Origin of the sequence: Burkholderia sp. Bp9099, from assembly GCF_003857805.1 — a bacterium.
In the GTDB taxonomy this organism is placed as follows: Bacteria; Pseudomonadota; Gammaproteobacteria; order Burkholderiales; family Burkholderiaceae; genus Burkholderia.
The window spans coordinates 78,142-94,411 of record NZ_QTPU01000009.1; the positions used below are offsets into that span (position 1 = coordinate 78,142).

The 16,270-nt window shown below is 69.0% G+C and carries 14 protein-coding genes and 2 pseudogenes; 8 read left to right on the forward strand and 8 right to left on the reverse strand.

Features of this window, described 5'->3' with window-relative positions; genetic code table 11:
* Window positions 1-75 precede the first annotated feature (75 nt).
* From DIE17_RS12085 to DIE17_RS12105, 5 genes are all read left to right on the forward strand, one after another.
* The gene (locus DIE17_RS12085) at window positions 76-1,590 is read left to right on the forward strand and encodes a polyamine aminopropyltransferase (RefSeq protein ID WP_124522413.1); all 1,515 of its coding nucleotides are present in this window, start codon (window positions 76-78) and stop codon (window positions 1,588-1,590) included.
* A complete protein-coding gene (locus DIE17_RS12090; protein WP_124920873.1) occupies window positions 1,590-3,209 on the forward strand; it encodes an FAD-dependent oxidoreductase in 1,620 nt (539 codons plus the stop codon). Before DIE17_RS12085 ends, DIE17_RS12090 begins: the two co-directional genes overlap by 1 nt.
* A 147-nt stretch (window positions 3,210-3,356) precedes the next feature.
* Window positions 3,357-4,118: an N-acetylmuramoyl-L-alanine amidase gene (locus tag DIE17_RS12095; protein ID WP_124920874.1), complete on the forward strand. Its 762-nt coding sequence runs from the start codon at window positions 3,357-3,359 to the stop codon at window positions 4,116-4,118.
* Window positions 4,119-4,168: 50 nt separating this feature from the next.
* Window positions 4,169-4,555 (forward strand): lysozyme inhibitor LprI family protein, encoded by a 387-nt coding sequence (locus tag DIE17_RS12100; protein WP_124920875.1) that lies wholly within the window; start codon window positions 4,169-4,171, stop codon window positions 4,553-4,555.
* 108 nt (window positions 4,556-4,663) lie between these two features.
* Window positions 4,664-5,191 carry a GNAT family N-acetyltransferase gene (locus tag DIE17_RS12105; protein ID WP_124920876.1) on the forward strand — a complete coding sequence of 176 codons (528 nt, stop codon included), beginning with the start codon at window positions 4,664-4,666 and terminating at the stop codon, window positions 5,189-5,191.
* Between the two features lie 23 nt (window positions 5,192-5,214).
* Here the strand turns inward: DIE17_RS12105 and DIE17_RS12110 are convergent, their stop codons facing one another.
* From DIE17_RS12110 to DIE17_RS12120, 3 genes are all read right to left on the reverse strand, one after another.
* Window positions 5,215-6,561: a glutamine synthetase family protein gene (locus tag DIE17_RS12110; RefSeq protein ID WP_044847930.1), complete on the reverse strand. Its 1,347-nt coding sequence runs from the start codon at window positions 6,559-6,561 to the stop codon at window positions 5,215-5,217.
* A gap of 147 nt (window positions 6,562-6,708) precedes the next feature.
* A complete protein-coding gene (locus DIE17_RS12115) occupies window positions 6,709-7,266 on the reverse strand; it encodes a helix-turn-helix domain-containing protein (RefSeq protein ID WP_124920877.1) in 558 nt (185 codons plus the stop codon).
* 16 nt (window positions 7,267-7,282) lie between these two features.
* Entirely contained in the window at window positions 7,283-8,572 is a 1,290-nt protein-coding gene (locus DIE17_RS12120) for an FAD-binding oxidoreductase (RefSeq protein ID WP_124920878.1), read from the reverse strand.
* 246 nt (window positions 8,573-8,818) lie between these two features.
* Between DIE17_RS12120 and DIE17_RS12125 the strand changes: the two are divergent.
* The 3 genes and pseudogenes from DIE17_RS12125 to DIE17_RS12135 form a co-directional block, all read left to right on the forward strand.
* Window positions 8,819-9,043: pseudogene (locus DIE17_RS12125) on the forward strand (DUF2945 domain-containing protein); the annotation flags it as partial.
* Window positions 9,043-9,599, forward strand: a pseudogene (locus tag DIE17_RS12130) (DUF488 family protein); the annotation flags it as partial. The pseudogenes DIE17_RS12125 and DIE17_RS12130, both read left to right, overlap by 1 nt.
* Window positions 9,600-9,831: 232 nt before the next feature.
* Complete coding sequence (locus tag DIE17_RS12135) at window positions 9,832-10,569, forward strand: sulfite exporter TauE/SafE family protein (RefSeq protein WP_124485404.1); 738 nt, start codon at window positions 9,832-9,834, stop codon at window positions 10,567-10,569.
* Window positions 10,570-10,754: 185 nt separating this feature from the next.
* On the opposite strand, the gene DIE17_RS12140 is transcribed toward DIE17_RS12135, so the two are convergent.
* The 5 genes from DIE17_RS12140 to DIE17_RS12160 all read right to left on the reverse strand — a co-directional run bounded on the left by DIE17_RS12140 (window position 10,755) and on the right by DIE17_RS12160 (window position 16,002).
* On the reverse strand, window positions 10,755-11,333 hold the full coding sequence (locus DIE17_RS12140; RefSeq protein WP_124920879.1) for an NnrU family protein: 579 nt from the start codon (window positions 11,331-11,333) through the stop codon (window positions 10,755-10,757).
* A 293-nt stretch (window positions 11,334-11,626) separates the two neighbouring features.
* Window positions 11,627-12,184 carry a TfoX/Sxy family protein gene (locus DIE17_RS12145; RefSeq protein ID WP_124920880.1) on the reverse strand — a complete coding sequence of 186 codons (558 nt, stop codon included), beginning with the start codon at window positions 12,182-12,184 and terminating at the stop codon, window positions 11,627-11,629.
* Window positions 12,181-13,290 (reverse strand): malate/lactate/ureidoglycolate dehydrogenase, encoded by a 1,110-nt coding sequence (locus DIE17_RS12150; RefSeq protein ID WP_124920881.1) that lies wholly within the window; start codon window positions 13,288-13,290, stop codon window positions 12,181-12,183. Before DIE17_RS12150 ends, DIE17_RS12145 begins: the two co-directional genes overlap by 4 nt.
* Before the next feature lie 60 nt (window positions 13,291-13,350).
* Window positions 13,351-14,805 carry a M20 family metallopeptidase gene (locus tag DIE17_RS12155; protein WP_124920882.1) on the reverse strand — a complete coding sequence of 485 codons (1,455 nt, stop codon included), beginning with the start codon at window positions 14,803-14,805 and terminating at the stop codon, window positions 13,351-13,353.
* Window positions 14,806-14,931: 126 nt separating this feature from the next.
* On the reverse strand, window positions 14,932-16,002 hold the full coding sequence (locus DIE17_RS12160) for a nitronate monooxygenase family protein (protein ID WP_124522433.1): 1,071 nt from the start codon (window positions 16,000-16,002) through the stop codon (window positions 14,932-14,934).
* Between the last annotated feature and the right edge of the window lie 268 nt (window positions 16,003-16,270).

Here is a 16,270-nt window from a genome sequence, read left to right on the forward strand (position 1 = left end):
GGCCCATGGCGGGCCACCCCACGAAAATCCGCGCCAGTATATCCACATTGACGAGCACTGCACAACGGACGCGCCATGCTGCATAAGCGCGCGCTCGTCCTGTCGATCCTCGTGCTCGCGTCGTGCGGGCTCGGCTACGAACTGATCAGCAGCGCGCTGTCGAGCTACCTGCTCGGCGATTCGATCCTGCAGTTCTCGTCGGTGATCGGCTGCTACCTGTTCGCGATGGGGATTGGCTCGTGGCTCGCGAAGTTCGTCGAGGACGACGACGTGCTCGACCGCTTCGTCGACATCGAGCTGCTCGTCGGCCTGCTCGGCGGCGTGTCGGCAGCGCTGCTGTTCGCGGTGTTCGCGTGGCTGGCCGCGCCCTTCCGCGCGGCGCTCTACGCGCTCGTGCTCGCGCTCGGCCTGCTGATCGGGATGGAGATCCCGCTCGTGATGCGCGCGTTCCAGCAGCGCCGCCAGGCGTTCCGCCATACCGTCAGCGAAGTGCTGACCTTCGACTATCTCGGCTCGCTCGCCGTGTCGCTGATCTTCCCCCTCGTGCTCGCGCCGCGTCTCGGCCTGTTGCGCACGAGCTTCCTGTTCGGGCTGCTGAACGCGTTCGTCGCGCTGTGGACCACGCACCTGTTCCGCGCCGAGATCCGCAACGTGCGCGGCAAGCTGATGCGCGCGTCGCTCGTGATCGGGCTGCTCGTCGCCGGCTTCGCGCTGTCGGACCGCATCACGCACTGGGCCGAGCACGGCGTGTACGGCGACGAGACGATCTATTCGGAAACGACGCCGTACCAGCGCATCGTGCTCACGCAGTGGCACGACGACATGCGGCTGTACCTGAACGGCAACCTGCAGTTCTCGTCGCGCGACGAGCATCGCTATCACGAGGCGCTGATCCATCCGACGATCGAGGCGCTGCCGTGGGCGAAGCGCGTGCTCGTGCTCGGCGGCGGCGACGGCCTCGCGGTGCGCGAACTGCTCAAGCACCGCAATCTCGAACGGATCACGCTCGTCGATCTCGACCCCGCGATGACGAAGCTGTTCTCGACTTCGGCGCCGCTCGTGAAGCTGAACCAGGGTTCGCTGAAGGACCCGCGCGTGCAGGTGATCAACGACGATGCGGTGCGCTGGCTCGAATCGAACGCCGACGTGTATGACGCGATCGTCGTCGACTTCCCCGATCCGACCAACTTCGGGCTCGGCCGGCTGTATTCGGTGCCGGTGTTCCGGCTGCTCGCGCGCCACCTGTCCGAGAACGGCTATGCGGTGATCCAGTCGACGTCGCCGTACTTCGCGCCGCACGCGTACTGGACGATCATCGCGACGCTGCGCGAAGCCGGGCTCAACACCTGGCCGTACCACTGCTACGTGCCGTCGTTCGGCGACTGGGGGTTCGTGATCGCCGGCAAGCGTCGCGACTTCACCGTGCCGACACGCTATTCGGTGCCGACGCGCTGGCTCGACGCGCAGACGGCCGCCGAGATGTTCCACTTCCCGGCCGACATGCCGGCGCTGCCGATGTCGCCGAACGAACTCAACGACCAGCCGCTCGTGCGCCGCTTCGACGACGACTGGAAGCACGTGCTGCGCTGATGGATCGCCGCACGTTCCTCGTCGCGTCCGCGGCGGCGTCGCTCGCCGCGTGCGGCCGCACCGGCTGGCTCGAGACGACGCCGCGCGTCGGCTACCCCGGCATGCGCGAAGGCCATGCGCTGCGCGACCACGCGGCGCTGCCGCCGCCTTCCGGCACGATCGAGACCGACGTCGCGGTCCTCGGCTCGGGCGCGGCCGGGTTGTCGTGCGCGTGGCAGCTCGCGCGCGCGGGACACACACGCTTCGTCGTGCTCGCCGGGCCCGAATTCGGCGGCAATGCGGCCGGCGGCCGCTTCGGCGAACTCGGCTATCCGAAGGGCGCGCACTACCTGCCGCTGCCGTCGCTCGAATCCGCACATCTGCGCGACATGCTCGCCGATCTCGGCGTGATCGAAGCGGCGCCGTTCTCCGCGCAACCCGCGTACGACGAACGCGCGCTCGTGCACGCCCCCGACGAACGGCTGTTCATCGGCGGCCAGTGGCAGGACGGCATCGTGCCGACGGCCGGCCTCGACGCCGATGCGCTCGCGCAGCAAACGCGCTTCTTCGCCTACACCGACAGCCTGCGCTCCGCGCGCGGCGCGGACGGCCGCAAGGTGTTCTGCATTCCGCTCGCGGAATCGTCGCGCGACCCGCGCTGGCGCGCGCTCGACCGGCGCTCGTTCAGGCAGTGGCTGCTCGACGAGGGCTACACCGCGACCGCGCTGCACTGGTACCTGAACTACTGCTGCCGCGACGACTACGGTGCGGGTTACGAGCACGTGTCCGCGTGGGCCGGCCTGCACTACTTCTCGTCGCGCGGCGGCCACGCGAGCGACGCGGGCGACGGCGTCGTGCTGACCTGGCCCGACGGGCTGCATACGATGGTGACGAAGCTGAGCGACTCGATCGCCGCGCGCACCGGCTCGAACGCGTGGTCGCGGCGCGGCTTCGCCGTTCGCGCGACCGAGCGCGCGGGCGGCGTCGACGTGCTGTGTGCGCGTGTCGGTGACGACGGCACGCTGTCGACGTTCACGCTGAAGGCGCGGCGCGTCGTCAGCGCCATGCCGCTGTTCGTCGCGGCTCGCGTGTTTCCGCAGTTGTGCGCGTACGGTTTCGATCCCACGCGCGACCTGCCGCCGCGCGCGCCGTGGCTCGTGTCCAATTTCCTGCTCGACGGGATGCCGGCCGAGGAAGCCGGCGTGCCGCTCGCGTGGGACAACGTCGTCTACGACGGCGCGGGGCTCGGCTATGTCGTGTCGACGCACCAGCTGATCCGGATGTCGCCGCCGACCCGCTCCGTGTTCTCCGCCTATCAGGCGTTGAGTACGCAAACGCCGGACGACACGCGCCGCTGGCTTGCCCAGGCAAAGCCCGATGCCTTGCGCGAACAGGCGGCGATCGACCTGCAGGCCGTCTACGGACGCGAACTGTGGAAGCACGCGACGGCGCTCGAGATCACCGTGCGCGGCCACGCGATGGCGACACCCGATGTCGGCTTCCTGAGCCGGCCGGGGCTGCTCGCGCTGCGCGAGGCCGATGGCCCCGTCGTGTTCGCGCATGCGGACCTGTCCGGGCTGTCGCTGTTCGAGGAAGCATCGTACTGGGGCATGCTCGCGGCCCGGCGCGTGCTCGCCTGAGCGCCGGTTTCCGGCGCGCGCGACGCCGCGCCTTCCGTCATTGCGGCGCCGCCGGCAACCGCTATAATCGCGCGACATTCCGACTGCATTGAGCAGGCCGACGGTGCGCGCCAGGCGACGCGCCGCATGCCCTCCTCGACAACAACAATGACAAACCGAACCCTTCGACGCCTTCGTCCGTTCGTGCGCGCCGCCGCGCGCCTGCTCGCATGCGGCCCGCTGCTCGGCGCGCCGCTCGCGCTGCATGCGGCCGATGCGGCAGGTCCGGACGCGCAGCCGGCCTCCGGCCGCTACGTCGTCGTCGACACCGGCCATACGCCGGCCCACCCAGGTGCCACCGGCGCAAGCGGCCGCGTCGAATACCGGTACAACCTCGACCTGTCCACCGCCGTCGCGGAGACACTCGCCGCGCACGGCGATCGCGTGCTGCGCACGTCGGCCGACGGCCGCGAGATCGCGCTCGACCAGCGCTCGACGCAGGCGCCGGACGCAAATCTGTTCGCGTCGATCCATCACGATTCGATGCAGCAGCAGTTCATCGACGCGGGCCGGCAGCGCGAATTCCGCGGTTTCGCCGTGTTCGTGTCCGAGCGCAATCCGCACTACACGGAAAGCCTGCGTTGCGCGAAGGCGATCGCCGAACGCCTGGTCGCGGCCGGCGAACGGCCGTCGCTGTATCACGCGCAGCCGATCAAGGGCGAGAACCGCCCGCTGATCGATCCGCAACTCGGCATCCACCGCTTCGACGATCTCGTCGTGCTGCGTACCGCGCCGATCCCGGCCGTTCTGGTCGAGGCGGGCGTGATCGTCAATCCCGACGAGGAAAAGCGACTCGCGCAGCGCGAGACGATCCAGCGCCTTGCCACCGCGATCGCGAGCGGGATCGACGCATGTACGGCGGCCAGGTAAAGGCGCCGCCGGTCGGTTTCAACGGTTTTCACCCAGTGAGGAGCACCACAATGAAGAAGAATCTGCTCGTATCCTGCACGCTGCTCGCGCTTGCCGTGCCGTTCTCCGCGCAGGCGGCCGGCTGCGGCAAACCGCGCAGTGCGTTCGACCAGGTCTACTGCAGCAGCAACGAGTTCTCGCAGGTCGACCGCGAACTGAACGACGAGTACGGCCGCGTGCGCAAGCAACTGAGCGGCGACCAGCAGGCGAAGCTGAAGACCGGCCAGCTCGCGTGGATGAAGCGGCGCGACGACCGCTGCAGCGAAACGCGCGACGACGGCTATCTCGTGAACCTGCAATGCGCGATCGACTTCACGCAATCGCGCCTGTCGTTCCTGCGCGAACGCGAGCGCGAATGCTCGAGCACGGGGTGCGTGACGGCGAAGCTCGGCGAGTAAGGACGGTGCAGGTGCGGCGCGACACCGCACCTGCATGCACGCCCGATTCACGGCGTTGAACGGGGCTGCTTCATCGTTGTATCCCGCAACCGGTCAAACCACGCACGCATGCCCTCGAACACGACCACGATCGCCATCCGCGCAGCCACGCCGGCCGATGCCGCAGCCATCGCCGCGATCCACGTCGCATCGTGGCGGGCAACCTACGACGGCATCATGCCGGCGTCGTTCCTTGCAGGTTTGTCGGTCGAACAACGTACCGACTTCTGGCACCACGCGCTCGCGGCAGGCGAAGCGCGCGTCACGGTCGCATTCGACGCAGACGGCGTGACGGGCTGGGTCGCGTACGGCGCGACGCGCGACGCCGACAAGGATCGCGCGTGGGGTGAAATCCACGCGATCTATCTGCATCCGCTGCATTGCGGCAAAGGAATCGGCACGGCGCTGGTCCGGCATGCTTGCCGGTCGCTGCACGACGGGGGGCATGCATGGGTGTCGCTCTGGGCAATCGTCGAGAACCGCCGCGCGCGCGCGTTCTACGAACGTGAAGGCTTCGTCGCCGAAAGCGACATCAAGACGTTCGACATCGACGGGACGCCGATCGACGAAGTGCGCTACTGGCGCGTACTTCCATAGTCCTCGCCGGTCGGCGCAGCACGTCAAAGAAACCACCGATACTCGCGCGCCCCGATCTCGTTGCGAAAATCCAGTTCCTCCTGCCGCTTGTTCTCGCAATACACCATCACGAATTCACTGCCGAGCCCGTCGCGCACGGCCGCGTGATCCTGCATCGCCGCGACGGCCGACAGCATCTCCTTCGGGAAATCGATCCCGCTGCCGCGATCGTCGTTGAGCGGCGCGATCGGCTCGATCCGTGCGTCGAGCCCATGCTCCATCCCGGACAGGATGGCCGCGAGCACCAGGTACGGATTCGCGTCCGCGCTCGCGAGCCGATGCTCGATGCGCAGATTGCGCGCATCCGATTCCGGAATCCGGATGCACGCGTCGCGATCCTCGAAGCCCCAGCTTGCACGGCTCGCCGCATTCACCATCGAGCCGTAGCGGCGGAACGCATTGTGGTTCGGCGCGAATACCGGCATGCAGTGCGGCAGCAGCGCGAGGCAGCCGGCCACCGCATGCCGCAGCGGCCGCTGCGCGTCCGCTGCGAGCAGGTTGCGGCCCGCGTCGTCATACAGGCTCACGTGCACGTGCATCCCGCTGCCCGGCGCATGCAGGTACGGCTTGCCCATGAAGCTCGCACGATAGCCGTGCTGCAGCGCGACGCCGCGCGTGCTGCGGCAGAACAGCGCCGACCAGTCGGCCGCGCGCAGCGCGTCGTCGGTATGGCCGAAGTTGATCTCGAACTGGCCGGGCCCGAGCTCGGCCGTGATCACCGTCGCGTCGACGCCCTGCTCGCGCGCGGCCTCGACCATCTCGTGCAGCACATCGGAAAACCGCGACAGGCGTTCGATGTGCATGTTCGGCTGGTCGTCGCGATCGTCGCTCAAGCGGTCGCGCGGGTACTGCGGCAGCCCGTCCGCGAGTTGCGCGGCGAACAGGTAGAACTCGAGCTCGAACGCGACGACCGGCCGGATGCCGCGCGCCGCGAACCGCCGCAGCACGCGCGCCAGCACCTCGCGCGGCTCGAACTCGATCGGCGCGTCCGTGCCGTCGGAGCTGATCAGCATCTGCGCGAGCGGCTGCCGCTCCCAGCGCACCGGCTTCAGCGTGCCGGGAATCAGGCGGCGCGGCGCGTCGGGGTCGCCGTCGTTGAAGCAGTAATCGCCGATCTTGTAGAGGCCGCCCTGCGTGCCGAGCAGCACGCAGTTCTGCGGCAGCTTCAGCAGCGAGCCCGACGCGACCTTCTCGAGCGCATCGATCGGATAACGCTTGCCGTAGAAATGGCCCGGCAGGTCGAGACAGATCAGGTCGACATAACGGATCTCGGGATGCGCCTGCCGGAATGCGCGGACTTCATCGACCAGCACGGGAACGACGTCTGCCATGTCTCATCCTTTCCATGTCTTGTATGACGGTGCCGCGGCGCGGCGAACCGGACTCATCGGCATGCGGCACGCCACATGCCCGATGTCGATCAGTACTGCAAACCAGCAGCACGGCGCGACGATCCGTGGGACCGCCCGCCGGCCAACTCAGGTGAACACCCAGATCACGCGCGCCGGCGCGTCGCCCAGGTTCGCGTAACGAAACCGCTTGTGCGCGGGAAGCTGGAATGCATCGTTCGGGCCGAGCGTGACGGGCGTGTCGTCGCCGTCGATCCAGATCGTCAGCTCGCCTTCGAGCACGAAGCCGCCCTGCTCGTCGCTGTCGTCGACGGAGCGCTCGCCGCTGCTCGCGCCGGGCGCGAGATGGCTCTCGAGGATCGAGAAGCGCGAGCGCATGTTCGGCGACACGAGGATGTCCGTGATGCCGGCCGCGTAATACACGGTGCGCCGCTCGTCGGGCCGCGTGACCCACGGCACGCTGCGCGGCTTGCTCAGGCTGTAGAAATACGTCGTCGGCACGCCGAGCACCTCGCCGATCGCGGTGAGATCCGCGACCGTCGGGCGCGACAGCCCGCGCTCGACCTGCGACAGAAAGCCGACCGAGCGGCCGATCCGTTCCGCGAGATCGTTGAGCGTGACCTTGCGATGCTTGCGCAGGTCGCGGATCAGGATCGCCAGACTTTCTATCTCTTCCTGTTCGTTCATGATGAGTTCCGGTACGTCAGACGGTATCGCGCAAACGGTACCAGGCCTTGCCGATCGCTTCCAGCGGCGCGGCGAGGCGGTCGCCGCCGGGAAAGCGCGGGTTGCGGATGCGCTGGTACTGCGCGAGCAGGCGATCGTCGCCGAGCACGGCATCGGCGACCGCGCGCGCACCCGCGAGCGTCGGCAGCACGCCGTGCCCCGAGAAGCCCTGCAGCCATAAACGCTGGCCGCGGCGGCCGATGTCGGGCGTGCGGCGCATGCTGATGTCGATGTGACCGCCCCATACGTAGTCGAGCGGCACGCCGGCCAGTTGCGGGAACACGCGTTCTAGATGCGGGCGCGTCGCGGCCGCGATGTCGGCCGGAATCCCGCCGAGATACGTGCAGCCGCCGCCGAACAGCAGACGGTTGTCGGGGCTCAGGCGGAAGTAGTCGGGCACGAACTGGTTGTCGATCACACAGCTGTTCTGCGGCAGCAGCGAGCGGGCGACGTCCGCCGAAAGCGGCGCGGTCGCGACCTGGTAGGTGCCGACCGGCAGCAACCGGCGCGACAGCTCGGGATCGAGCCGGTCGACGTACGCGTTGCACGCGAGCACCAGCACGTCCGCGCGCACTTCGCCGTGCGCGGTGCGTGCGACGTGACCGCCGGCCGTCTCGCGACAGTCGAGCACGCGGCTTTGCTCGAAGATGCGGCCGCCGGCCCGTTCGATCGTCTGCGCGAGACCGAGCGCGAGCTTCAGCGGATTCAGATGGCCGGCCTCGGGATCGTAGAGCGCGGCGAGATAGCGCGCGCTGCCGATCCACTCGGGCATCTCGTCCTGCCCGATCACGCGCAGCCGGTCGTAGCCCCAGCGCTGCGCGGCTTCGTCGCGGGCCTGTGCGAGCAGCGCAACGCGACGCGGCCGCACCGCGGCCCACAGGCTGCCGGGCCGATAGTCGATGTCGAAGCCGTGCCGCGCGGGCAGTTCGCGCACTTCGGCCGCGGCCCAGCGCATGCTGTCCCACAGCATGCGCGCGCCGTCGCGGCCGAGCGAATCCTCGAGCGGCTGCATGTCGCACGACCAGCCGAGCAGCGCCTGTCCGCCGTTGCGGCCCGATGCGGCCCACGCGACGCGGCTCGCTTCGAGCACCACCACGCGCTTGCCCGCGAGCGCCAGGCGCAACGCCGTGTGCAGCCCGCTGAAGCCCGCGCCGACGACCAGCACGTCGGCGTCGATGCGTTCGTCCAGTTCGGGACGCCGCGGGATCGGCGCCGGGTAGGTGCCGGCGTAGTAGCTTGCGACGTGACGGTCGGACTGCACGAACATGCGGGCTCCCGTGAAATTTCAGTCGTCCAATTTCATGAAAAATTAGCACGTCAATTTCACGGAGGCAAGCGGGAGGATGGGATCGTCGTCGTTGGGAAAATGAAGGCTCGCAGGGCGCCGGCACGACGCTTGCGTCCGCAGCCCGGCACGCCCCCGCCGCCCGTATCTTTTTCCATGCCCGGCGAGCGCCGATAACGCGTACGGCAACGACCGACGACACCGCACCGATGCAACGAGGCTCCCCGCATGACGACGCCATTCAAGCCGGGCGACCACGTCCGCTGGAATTCCGAAGCCGGTTACGTGACCGGCACGACCATCGCGATCCACACGCAGGATTTCGACTACAAGGGTCATCGCGAACACGCATCGCCCGACGATCCGCAATACGAGATCAGGAGCGACCGCACCGACCACATCGCCGCGCACCGCGGGCACGTGCTCGAACGCGTTGCCGGCAAGGACGATTCGTGGCGCTCCCGTTCTACACGATCGGCCATTCGAACCGCACGCTCGACGCGTTCATCGAGATGCTCGACGCGTCCGACATCGCGCTGCTCGCCGATATCCGGAAGATGACGCGTTCGCGCACGAATCCGCAGTTCAACGAAGCAACGCTTCCCGGCGAGCTGGCCGCGGCCGCCATCGCCTACGAGCACATCGCCGCACTCGGCGGCCTGCGAGGCAAGTCGCTCGGCGTGCCCGACGACGTCAACGACTTCTGGACGAACCGCAGTTTCCATCGCTACGCCGATTACGCGCTGTCGCCCGAGTTTCGAGCGGGCCTCGACAGCTGATCGCGCAAGGGCACCGGCAGCTTTGCACGATCATGCGTTCGGAAGCCATGTCGTGGCGCTGTCATCGGCGCATCGTGTCCGACTACCTGATCGCGCGCGGCGAAACAGTGCTGCACATCATGGGCAAGAACCGCGTGGAGCCCACGCGTCTTACTGCCGGCGCGGTGATCCGGGACGACGGTACGATCGTCTATCCGGACGTCGAAGGCGATGCGCCAGCGGAAACGCCGACACGCAGCCGAACGCGTGACGCGACACCGGTCGGGTGCGTGACGGCGCGGGCGAAACGCGAAATGGCGCGAAAGCGTCATGCCCGACGCAACGCCCCACGTCGATCGCCCGCGCTCCCGCGCCCCCGCAACGCCGCGCGCCGGCCCGCTTTGCGCCGCCGCGATCCTGCATTACCATCGGGCGACCATCGCGCGTACCCGCGCGCCCCGCCACTTCTCCGCTTCCGCACCAATGCTCGCCCTCATCATCGTCGCCGGCCTGTGGGCCGGCCTGCAAAACGCCCTCGCGGGCGGCGGCTCGTTCGTCACGCTGCCCGCGCTGATCGTGTCGGGAATGTCGCCGCTCGCGGCGAACATCACGTCGACGGTCGCGCTGTTTCCCGGCCAGGTCACGACGGGCTGGGCCAGCCGGAACATGGTGCGCGGCGCGGGCAAGCTGTCGTTTCGCGCGCTGTTCGCGATCAGCGTGGTCGGCGGCGCGCTCGGCGGCCTGCTGCTGCTGAAAACCCCGTCGTCGATCTTCTCGCACCTCGTGCCGTGGCTCGTGCTGTTCGCGACGGTCGTGTTCGCATGGGGCAGCTTCTTCCGCAAGACCGGCGCCGGCACGCAGCATGTCGGCCCCGTCACGGCCGCGATCTCGCAGTTCCTGATCGCGATCTACGGCGGCTACTTCGGCGGCGGCATCGGCTTCCTGATGATGGCCGCGCTGACGATGGCCGGCCTGTCGCCGCGTCACGCGATGTCGACCAAGAACGCACTCGCGGGCGTGATGAACGCGTCGGCGGTCGTGCTGTTCCTGACCTCGCCGCACCTCCACTGGCAGGCGGCGATCGCGCTCGGCGGCGGCGCGATCGTCGGCGGCCTGCTCGGCGCGTGGGCGCTGCACCGCGTGAACGAACGCGTGCTGCGGATTGCGATCGTCTGCATCGGCGCCGCGCTGACCGTGGGGCTGTTCGTCAAGCCGATCTGACGCGCGCGCCCCGATCGCGCCGACGGCACGCATGCCGTCGGTCGCGACAAACTCGCCATCGATGGGCAGGCGCCCCGTGCGCCGAGCGATGGCGGGCAATGCGCCCGCCTCGATGTCGCGGCGGATTCGCGGGCGCGGCGGGCGGCCTGCGCGCCCCGCTCGTCAATGCTTGCAGGCGCGCGCGTTCAACCGAACGGCCGCACGCCGATCAGCGGGCCGTGCAGGAACCAAGCGAAGACGGCCCATACGACGAGCCCGGCGACGATCGTCACGGCATCGCCCGACAGGCTGCCGGCCGGATAGCGGACGCCGTTGCGGCGATCGCGCGCGCGCCACACGACGAAATCGACCAGCGACCACACGAAGAATGCGCCGAACAGCACGACCGCGTGCAGCGTGCCGTTCGCGAGCAGGTGCGCGATCGCCCATACCATCACGCCGGCCACCATCGGATGGCCGACGAGCGTCTTGATGCGGTTGCGCGGCGCGTAGGATGCGGCGATCAGCACGAACGCGATCGCGGTCAGCATGCCGGTGAGATGGCGAACGCCGACGGGCGACACCCACAGCAGCGTCCCGCCCTGGCGCGCGATCCCGTAACCCCAGATGATCAGCACGAAGCCGACGATCGACGCGATCGCATAGGGGCCCTTCCAGCGTTTCTCGCCGATCCGCTCGATGGTCGCGGATCGCCAGCCGTCCGCGACGATCCGAATCGAATGCACACCGAGGAAGATCGCTAAACCGAGAATCAGGACGAGCATCGGTTGTCTCCGTCTGGAACGATGAGTGGGGAATCATTCGCGCGGCTTTCGATGCGCCGTTCGCGAGGCCGGCGACACGGCCGGCGCGGGTCGCGCCAGACGCGGACGCGATCCGCGCCGATCATAAACGCCGTAGCCGCCGTTGTGAAGCATGACGCACGCACGGTTCGGCAAGGTTGATGCTTTCGTACATCCCGTGCGGTTGGCAGGAATCTGGCGCATCTCCCCACGCTTCGCGAGTCGCAAACTCAGGACAACGTAAATCGTCGCGCAGCGACGATGGGCGGCCGGCGCTACGGTTGCTTGCGCTTCGCCACGGATTTCGTGGCCCGTTTCGAAACAGGTTTCGGCGCCGCTTTCGCGGACGGTTTCGCGGGCGCTTTCCCCGACGGATTCGCGGACGCTTTCGCAGCCGGCTTCACACTCCGTTTCTCAGCCGGCGTTGACGCCGCTGCCGTCTTCGGCTCCGCAGGCGGCTTCGGCGCCGCCTTCCCCTTCGCCTTGCGCTTCGGCGCCCCCGCCAGCAACGCCGCCCGATACGCGCCGCGGCACCAGTCGAACAGCGCGCCCGCATCCTCCAGCACGTCGGCCGGCGTTTCGTAATAACCCTCGAGCGCAACGGTGCGCGTAGGGCGCTCATACGAGAACGGCCCCATCCCTGCCGCCACGAACGCGGGACGGTTCACGTCGTCGACGCGCAGGAACAGCGACCCGCGCGACATGAAGCCGAACATCACGCCGTCGAGCCGCATCGCGGCGCCGCTGAAGAACCGCGCGACCTCTACCTTGCCGAGCGGCGCGAGCCGGTACGCGATCTCCTCGCCGTGCGCCTTCTCCGATTGCCAGCTCATGCGGGCTCCGTGCAGCGCTGTGTCCACACGTCGAGTTCCGCGTCGTCGAAGCCGACGGCCGCCGCGCTCTCGCGGATCTGCCGCCACGTCGCGCGATCGACCGGAATGCCGTCCACGCCGCGTGCGGCGCGGCTCGCCTCCTCCGGCTCGCCGGGCATCCGCACCGGCGCATCGCCCGCCTGCGGCGACGCCTTCGCCCATTCGACGAACGCATCGGCTTCGCGCTGCGCATCGGCCGCATCGAACGCGTCAGGATCGATCAGCACCGACAGCATCCCGTTGACGATCGCGCTCGTCTTCTGCAGCGTGTCGCCGTAGGTCGTATGCCCGCCGACCAGCGCGCCGCCGAAGATCTCGCACATCGCGGCCAGCGCATACCCCTTGTGCAGCCCGAACGGCAGCAGCGCGCCGAACGGCTGCTCGTGCATGACGGCCGGATCGTCGGTCGGCTGGCCGCGATGGTCGATCAGCGACCCGGCCGGCACGCGCTTGCCCTGGTTGTACGCGACCCGCGTCTTGCCGTACGCGATCGCGCTCGTCGCGAAATCGAGCAGCAGCGGCGGCCGCCCCGCGCGCGGATACGCGGCGCAGAACGGATTCGTGCCGAAGCGCGGATCGGTGCCGTGCAGCGGCGCGACGAGCAAGTCGCCCGGCACGTTGACGAAATGGAACGACACGAGCCCCGAGCGCGCGCACTGCTCGGCCCAGTGCCCGATGCGGCCGAGGTGATGGACGTCGCGCAGCCCGATCGCGCAGATGCCCATGCGTCGCGCGCGCTCGATGCCTTCGACCATCGCCTCGAATGCGATCACCTGGCCGAAGCCGCGTCCGCCGTCGATGGTGAGCACCGCGCCGCCGTCGCGGACGATCGACGCGTGCCCGTTCAACTGCAACTGCCCTTCCCGCCACGACGCGACGTAGTTCGGGATCATCCCGATCCCGTGCGAATCGTGCCCGGCCAGATTCGCGCCGACCAGGTGATCGGCGACGAGCCGCGCCTCGCGCTCGCTGCTGCCGACCCGCTCCCAGAGTGCCGCGACGAACGCGTGCAGCGGTTCGGCGCGCATGCGCAGCGGGTCGGTATCGGGGGTCGGCAGCGCGGTCATCGGCAAGGCTCCGTCAGGTCGGGTTGGATCCGGTCGGGTCGGGACAAACAGCGCGAACGCTCAGCGCGCGGACGCGATCACGTCCGCCACCGCCGCGGTCAGCTTCTTCGCGTACGGCACGTGCAGGAACTCGTTCGGGCCGTGCGCATTCGACTTCGGCCCGAGCACGCCGCACACCATGAACTGCGCGGACGGGAAGCCGGCCTGCAGCACGTTCATCAGCGGGATCGTGCCGCCGAGGCCCATGTACGCGCAGTCCGCGCCGAAGTGGCGGCGCGACGCGGCGTCGAGCGACGACGCGAGCCACGGCGCGAGATCCGGCGCGCTCCAGCCGGTCGCGGCGCCCGCATCCGGCTTGAACGTGACCTTCGCGTTGTACGGCGGATCGAGTTCGAGCAGTTCCTTCAGCTGCTGCACGGCCTGAGCGGCATCGACCAGCGGCGGCAGGCGCAGCGACAGCTTGAACGCGGTGCGCGGACGCAGCACGTTGCCCGCGTCGGCGAGCGCCGGCAGGCCGGCCGCGCCCGTCACCGACAGCGACGGACGCCACGTCGAGTTCAACAGCGCCTCGCGCGGATCGGTGGTGGTCGGCAGCACCGGCTTGCCGTCCGCGCCGCATGCCCACGGCAGCCCCTTCCATACGGCGTCGCCGAGGATCGCGGCGGTCGCGTCGGCTTCGCGCACGCGGCTGTCGGGAATCTCGCAATGGAACACGCCCGGCAGCAGGTTGCCGTTCTTCGCGTCTTCCAGGCGCTCGAACAGCTGGCGCATCACGCGGAAGCTCGACGGCGCGATGCCGCCGAACACGCCCGAGTGAACACCCTCCTCGAGCACCTCGACCTGCAGGTCGCCGGACACCAGCCCGCGCAGCGACGTCGTGAGCCACATCTGGTCGTAGTTGCCGGCGCCCGAATCGAGGCACACGACGAGCGACACCTGGCCGAGCCGGTCGCGCAGCGCATCGACGTACGGCAGCAGGTCGTAGCTGCCCGACTCCTCGCAGGTCTCGATCAGGCCGACGCAGCGCGGGCGTTCGACGCCCTGCTCGTCGAGCGCGCCGAGCGCGGCGAGGCTCGCGTAGATCGCGTAGCCGTCGTCCGCGCCGCCGCGGCCGTACAGCTTGCCGTTCTCGAACTTCGGCGTCCACGGGCCGAGGTCCGCGCGCCAGCCGTCGAATTCGGGCTGCTTGTCGAGGTGGCCGTACAGCAGGATCGTGTCGGTGCTGCCCGAGCGAGTTGCGGGGGTTTCGAAGAAGATCACCGGCGTGCGGCCGGGCAAGCGCACGATCTCGAGCTTCAGGCCTTTCACCGGCTGGCGTTCGGCCCACTGCGCGGCATCGGTGACGACCCGTTCGAGATAGCCGCGCTTCGCCCAGTCGGGGTCGAAGGCGGGGCTCTTCGCGGGAATCGCGATGTAGTCGGTCAGTGCGTGGAGGATTTCATCGTTCCACTTGCGCTCGACGAAGGTAACGAGCTTGTCATGGTCGAGGACGGGGGTAGTGTCGACGGAGGTCATGGTGGGGTGCCTGGATAGGGCTGACGAAAAACCGGATGATACGCCGATGCCCCCGCCCCGGGGCGCTTTCCGTGCCGTATTCAGGGCCCGTTCGGGCCCGTTTCCCGCAGCGCGTCGCGCACCCGCTCAAACGGCCTGCGGGAATGCGTCGCACAACCCCGCCGCGCACGCGATCGCGTCGTCCCACAGCCGCCGGGTCAGCACCCCGGCATCCTCTTCCCGCGCGAGTGCCGCGGCCTCGCCCGACCACAGCAGCGAGAAATCGTCGCGCCCCTGCCGCTCGAACGCGACGCGCAGCGGATCGACTGCCGCCGTCGCGAGCGGGAACGCGGGCGCAAGCGCGCTCATCGGCCCCTGCTCGCGCATGAAGCGCGTCAGCAGGCCGCGTCCGGGGCGGCCCGTGTAGAGGTTGGTCACGCGCGTGCCGTCGTCGCGTGCGGCCCGCAGCGCCGCGCGGTGCTGCGTCGAGCGGCCGGCTTGCGGCGTCAGCAGGTAGCCGGTGCCGATCTGCACCGCGCGTGCGCCGAGCGCGAACGCGGCCGCGATGCCGCGGCCATCGGCGATCGCGCCGGCGGCGATCACCGGCGCGCGCACCGCGTCGACGAGCTGCGGCAGCAGCGCGAACAGGCCCGGCTGCGCGTGGATGTCGTCGGTCAGGAACATCCCGCGATGCCCGCCCGCCTCGGCGCCCTGCGCGACGATCGCATCGACGCCGCGCGCATCGAGCCAGCGCGCTTCCTCGACGGTCGTCGCGGACGAGACGATCAACGCGCCCGTGCGCCGCACCCGTTCGAGCAGTGCTTCGTCCGGCAAACCGAAATGGAAGCTCACGACGGCCGGGCGCAGTTCCTCGACGACCGCGCACATCGCGTCGTCGAACGGCGCGCGACCGGGGCCGCCCTTCACGTCGGCCGCATCGAGCCCGGCTTCCGCGTAGTAGCCGGCCAGCGCCGCGCGCCAGCGCGCGTCGACCTCGGCATCGGGCGCGGGCGGCGCATGACAGAAGAAGTTGACGTTGAACGGCGCCGGCGTGCGTGCGTGGATCGCCGCGATTTCGTCGCGCAACTGCTGCGGGCCGAGTGCCGCGCATGCGAGCGAGCCGAGCCCGCCCGCCTCGCAGACCGCAATCGTCAGCGGGCTCAGGGAACCGACCATCGGAGCCTGGATCAGCGGCAGGCGGGAAGGCAGCATCGTCATCGGAATCACCGTTCGGTAGACGTAATCAATGGCGCGGGCGAGCGCATTTCGAGCGCTCGATAATAACCGACTAATTCAATCAGGGTTTGACGACTCACTCAGCCCGCAAATTGAATTAACCGGTTCGGCAAAAATCGATTATCCGTTCAACCTGACCCGCATCTCACCTTCACCCCGGAACCACCGTCCGGACGGCCCAGACAGGCCATTCGCCCCGGTGCAGCCACCGTCATCCGCACCAAAGCGCTTCACCCTTTTCAATGATCGA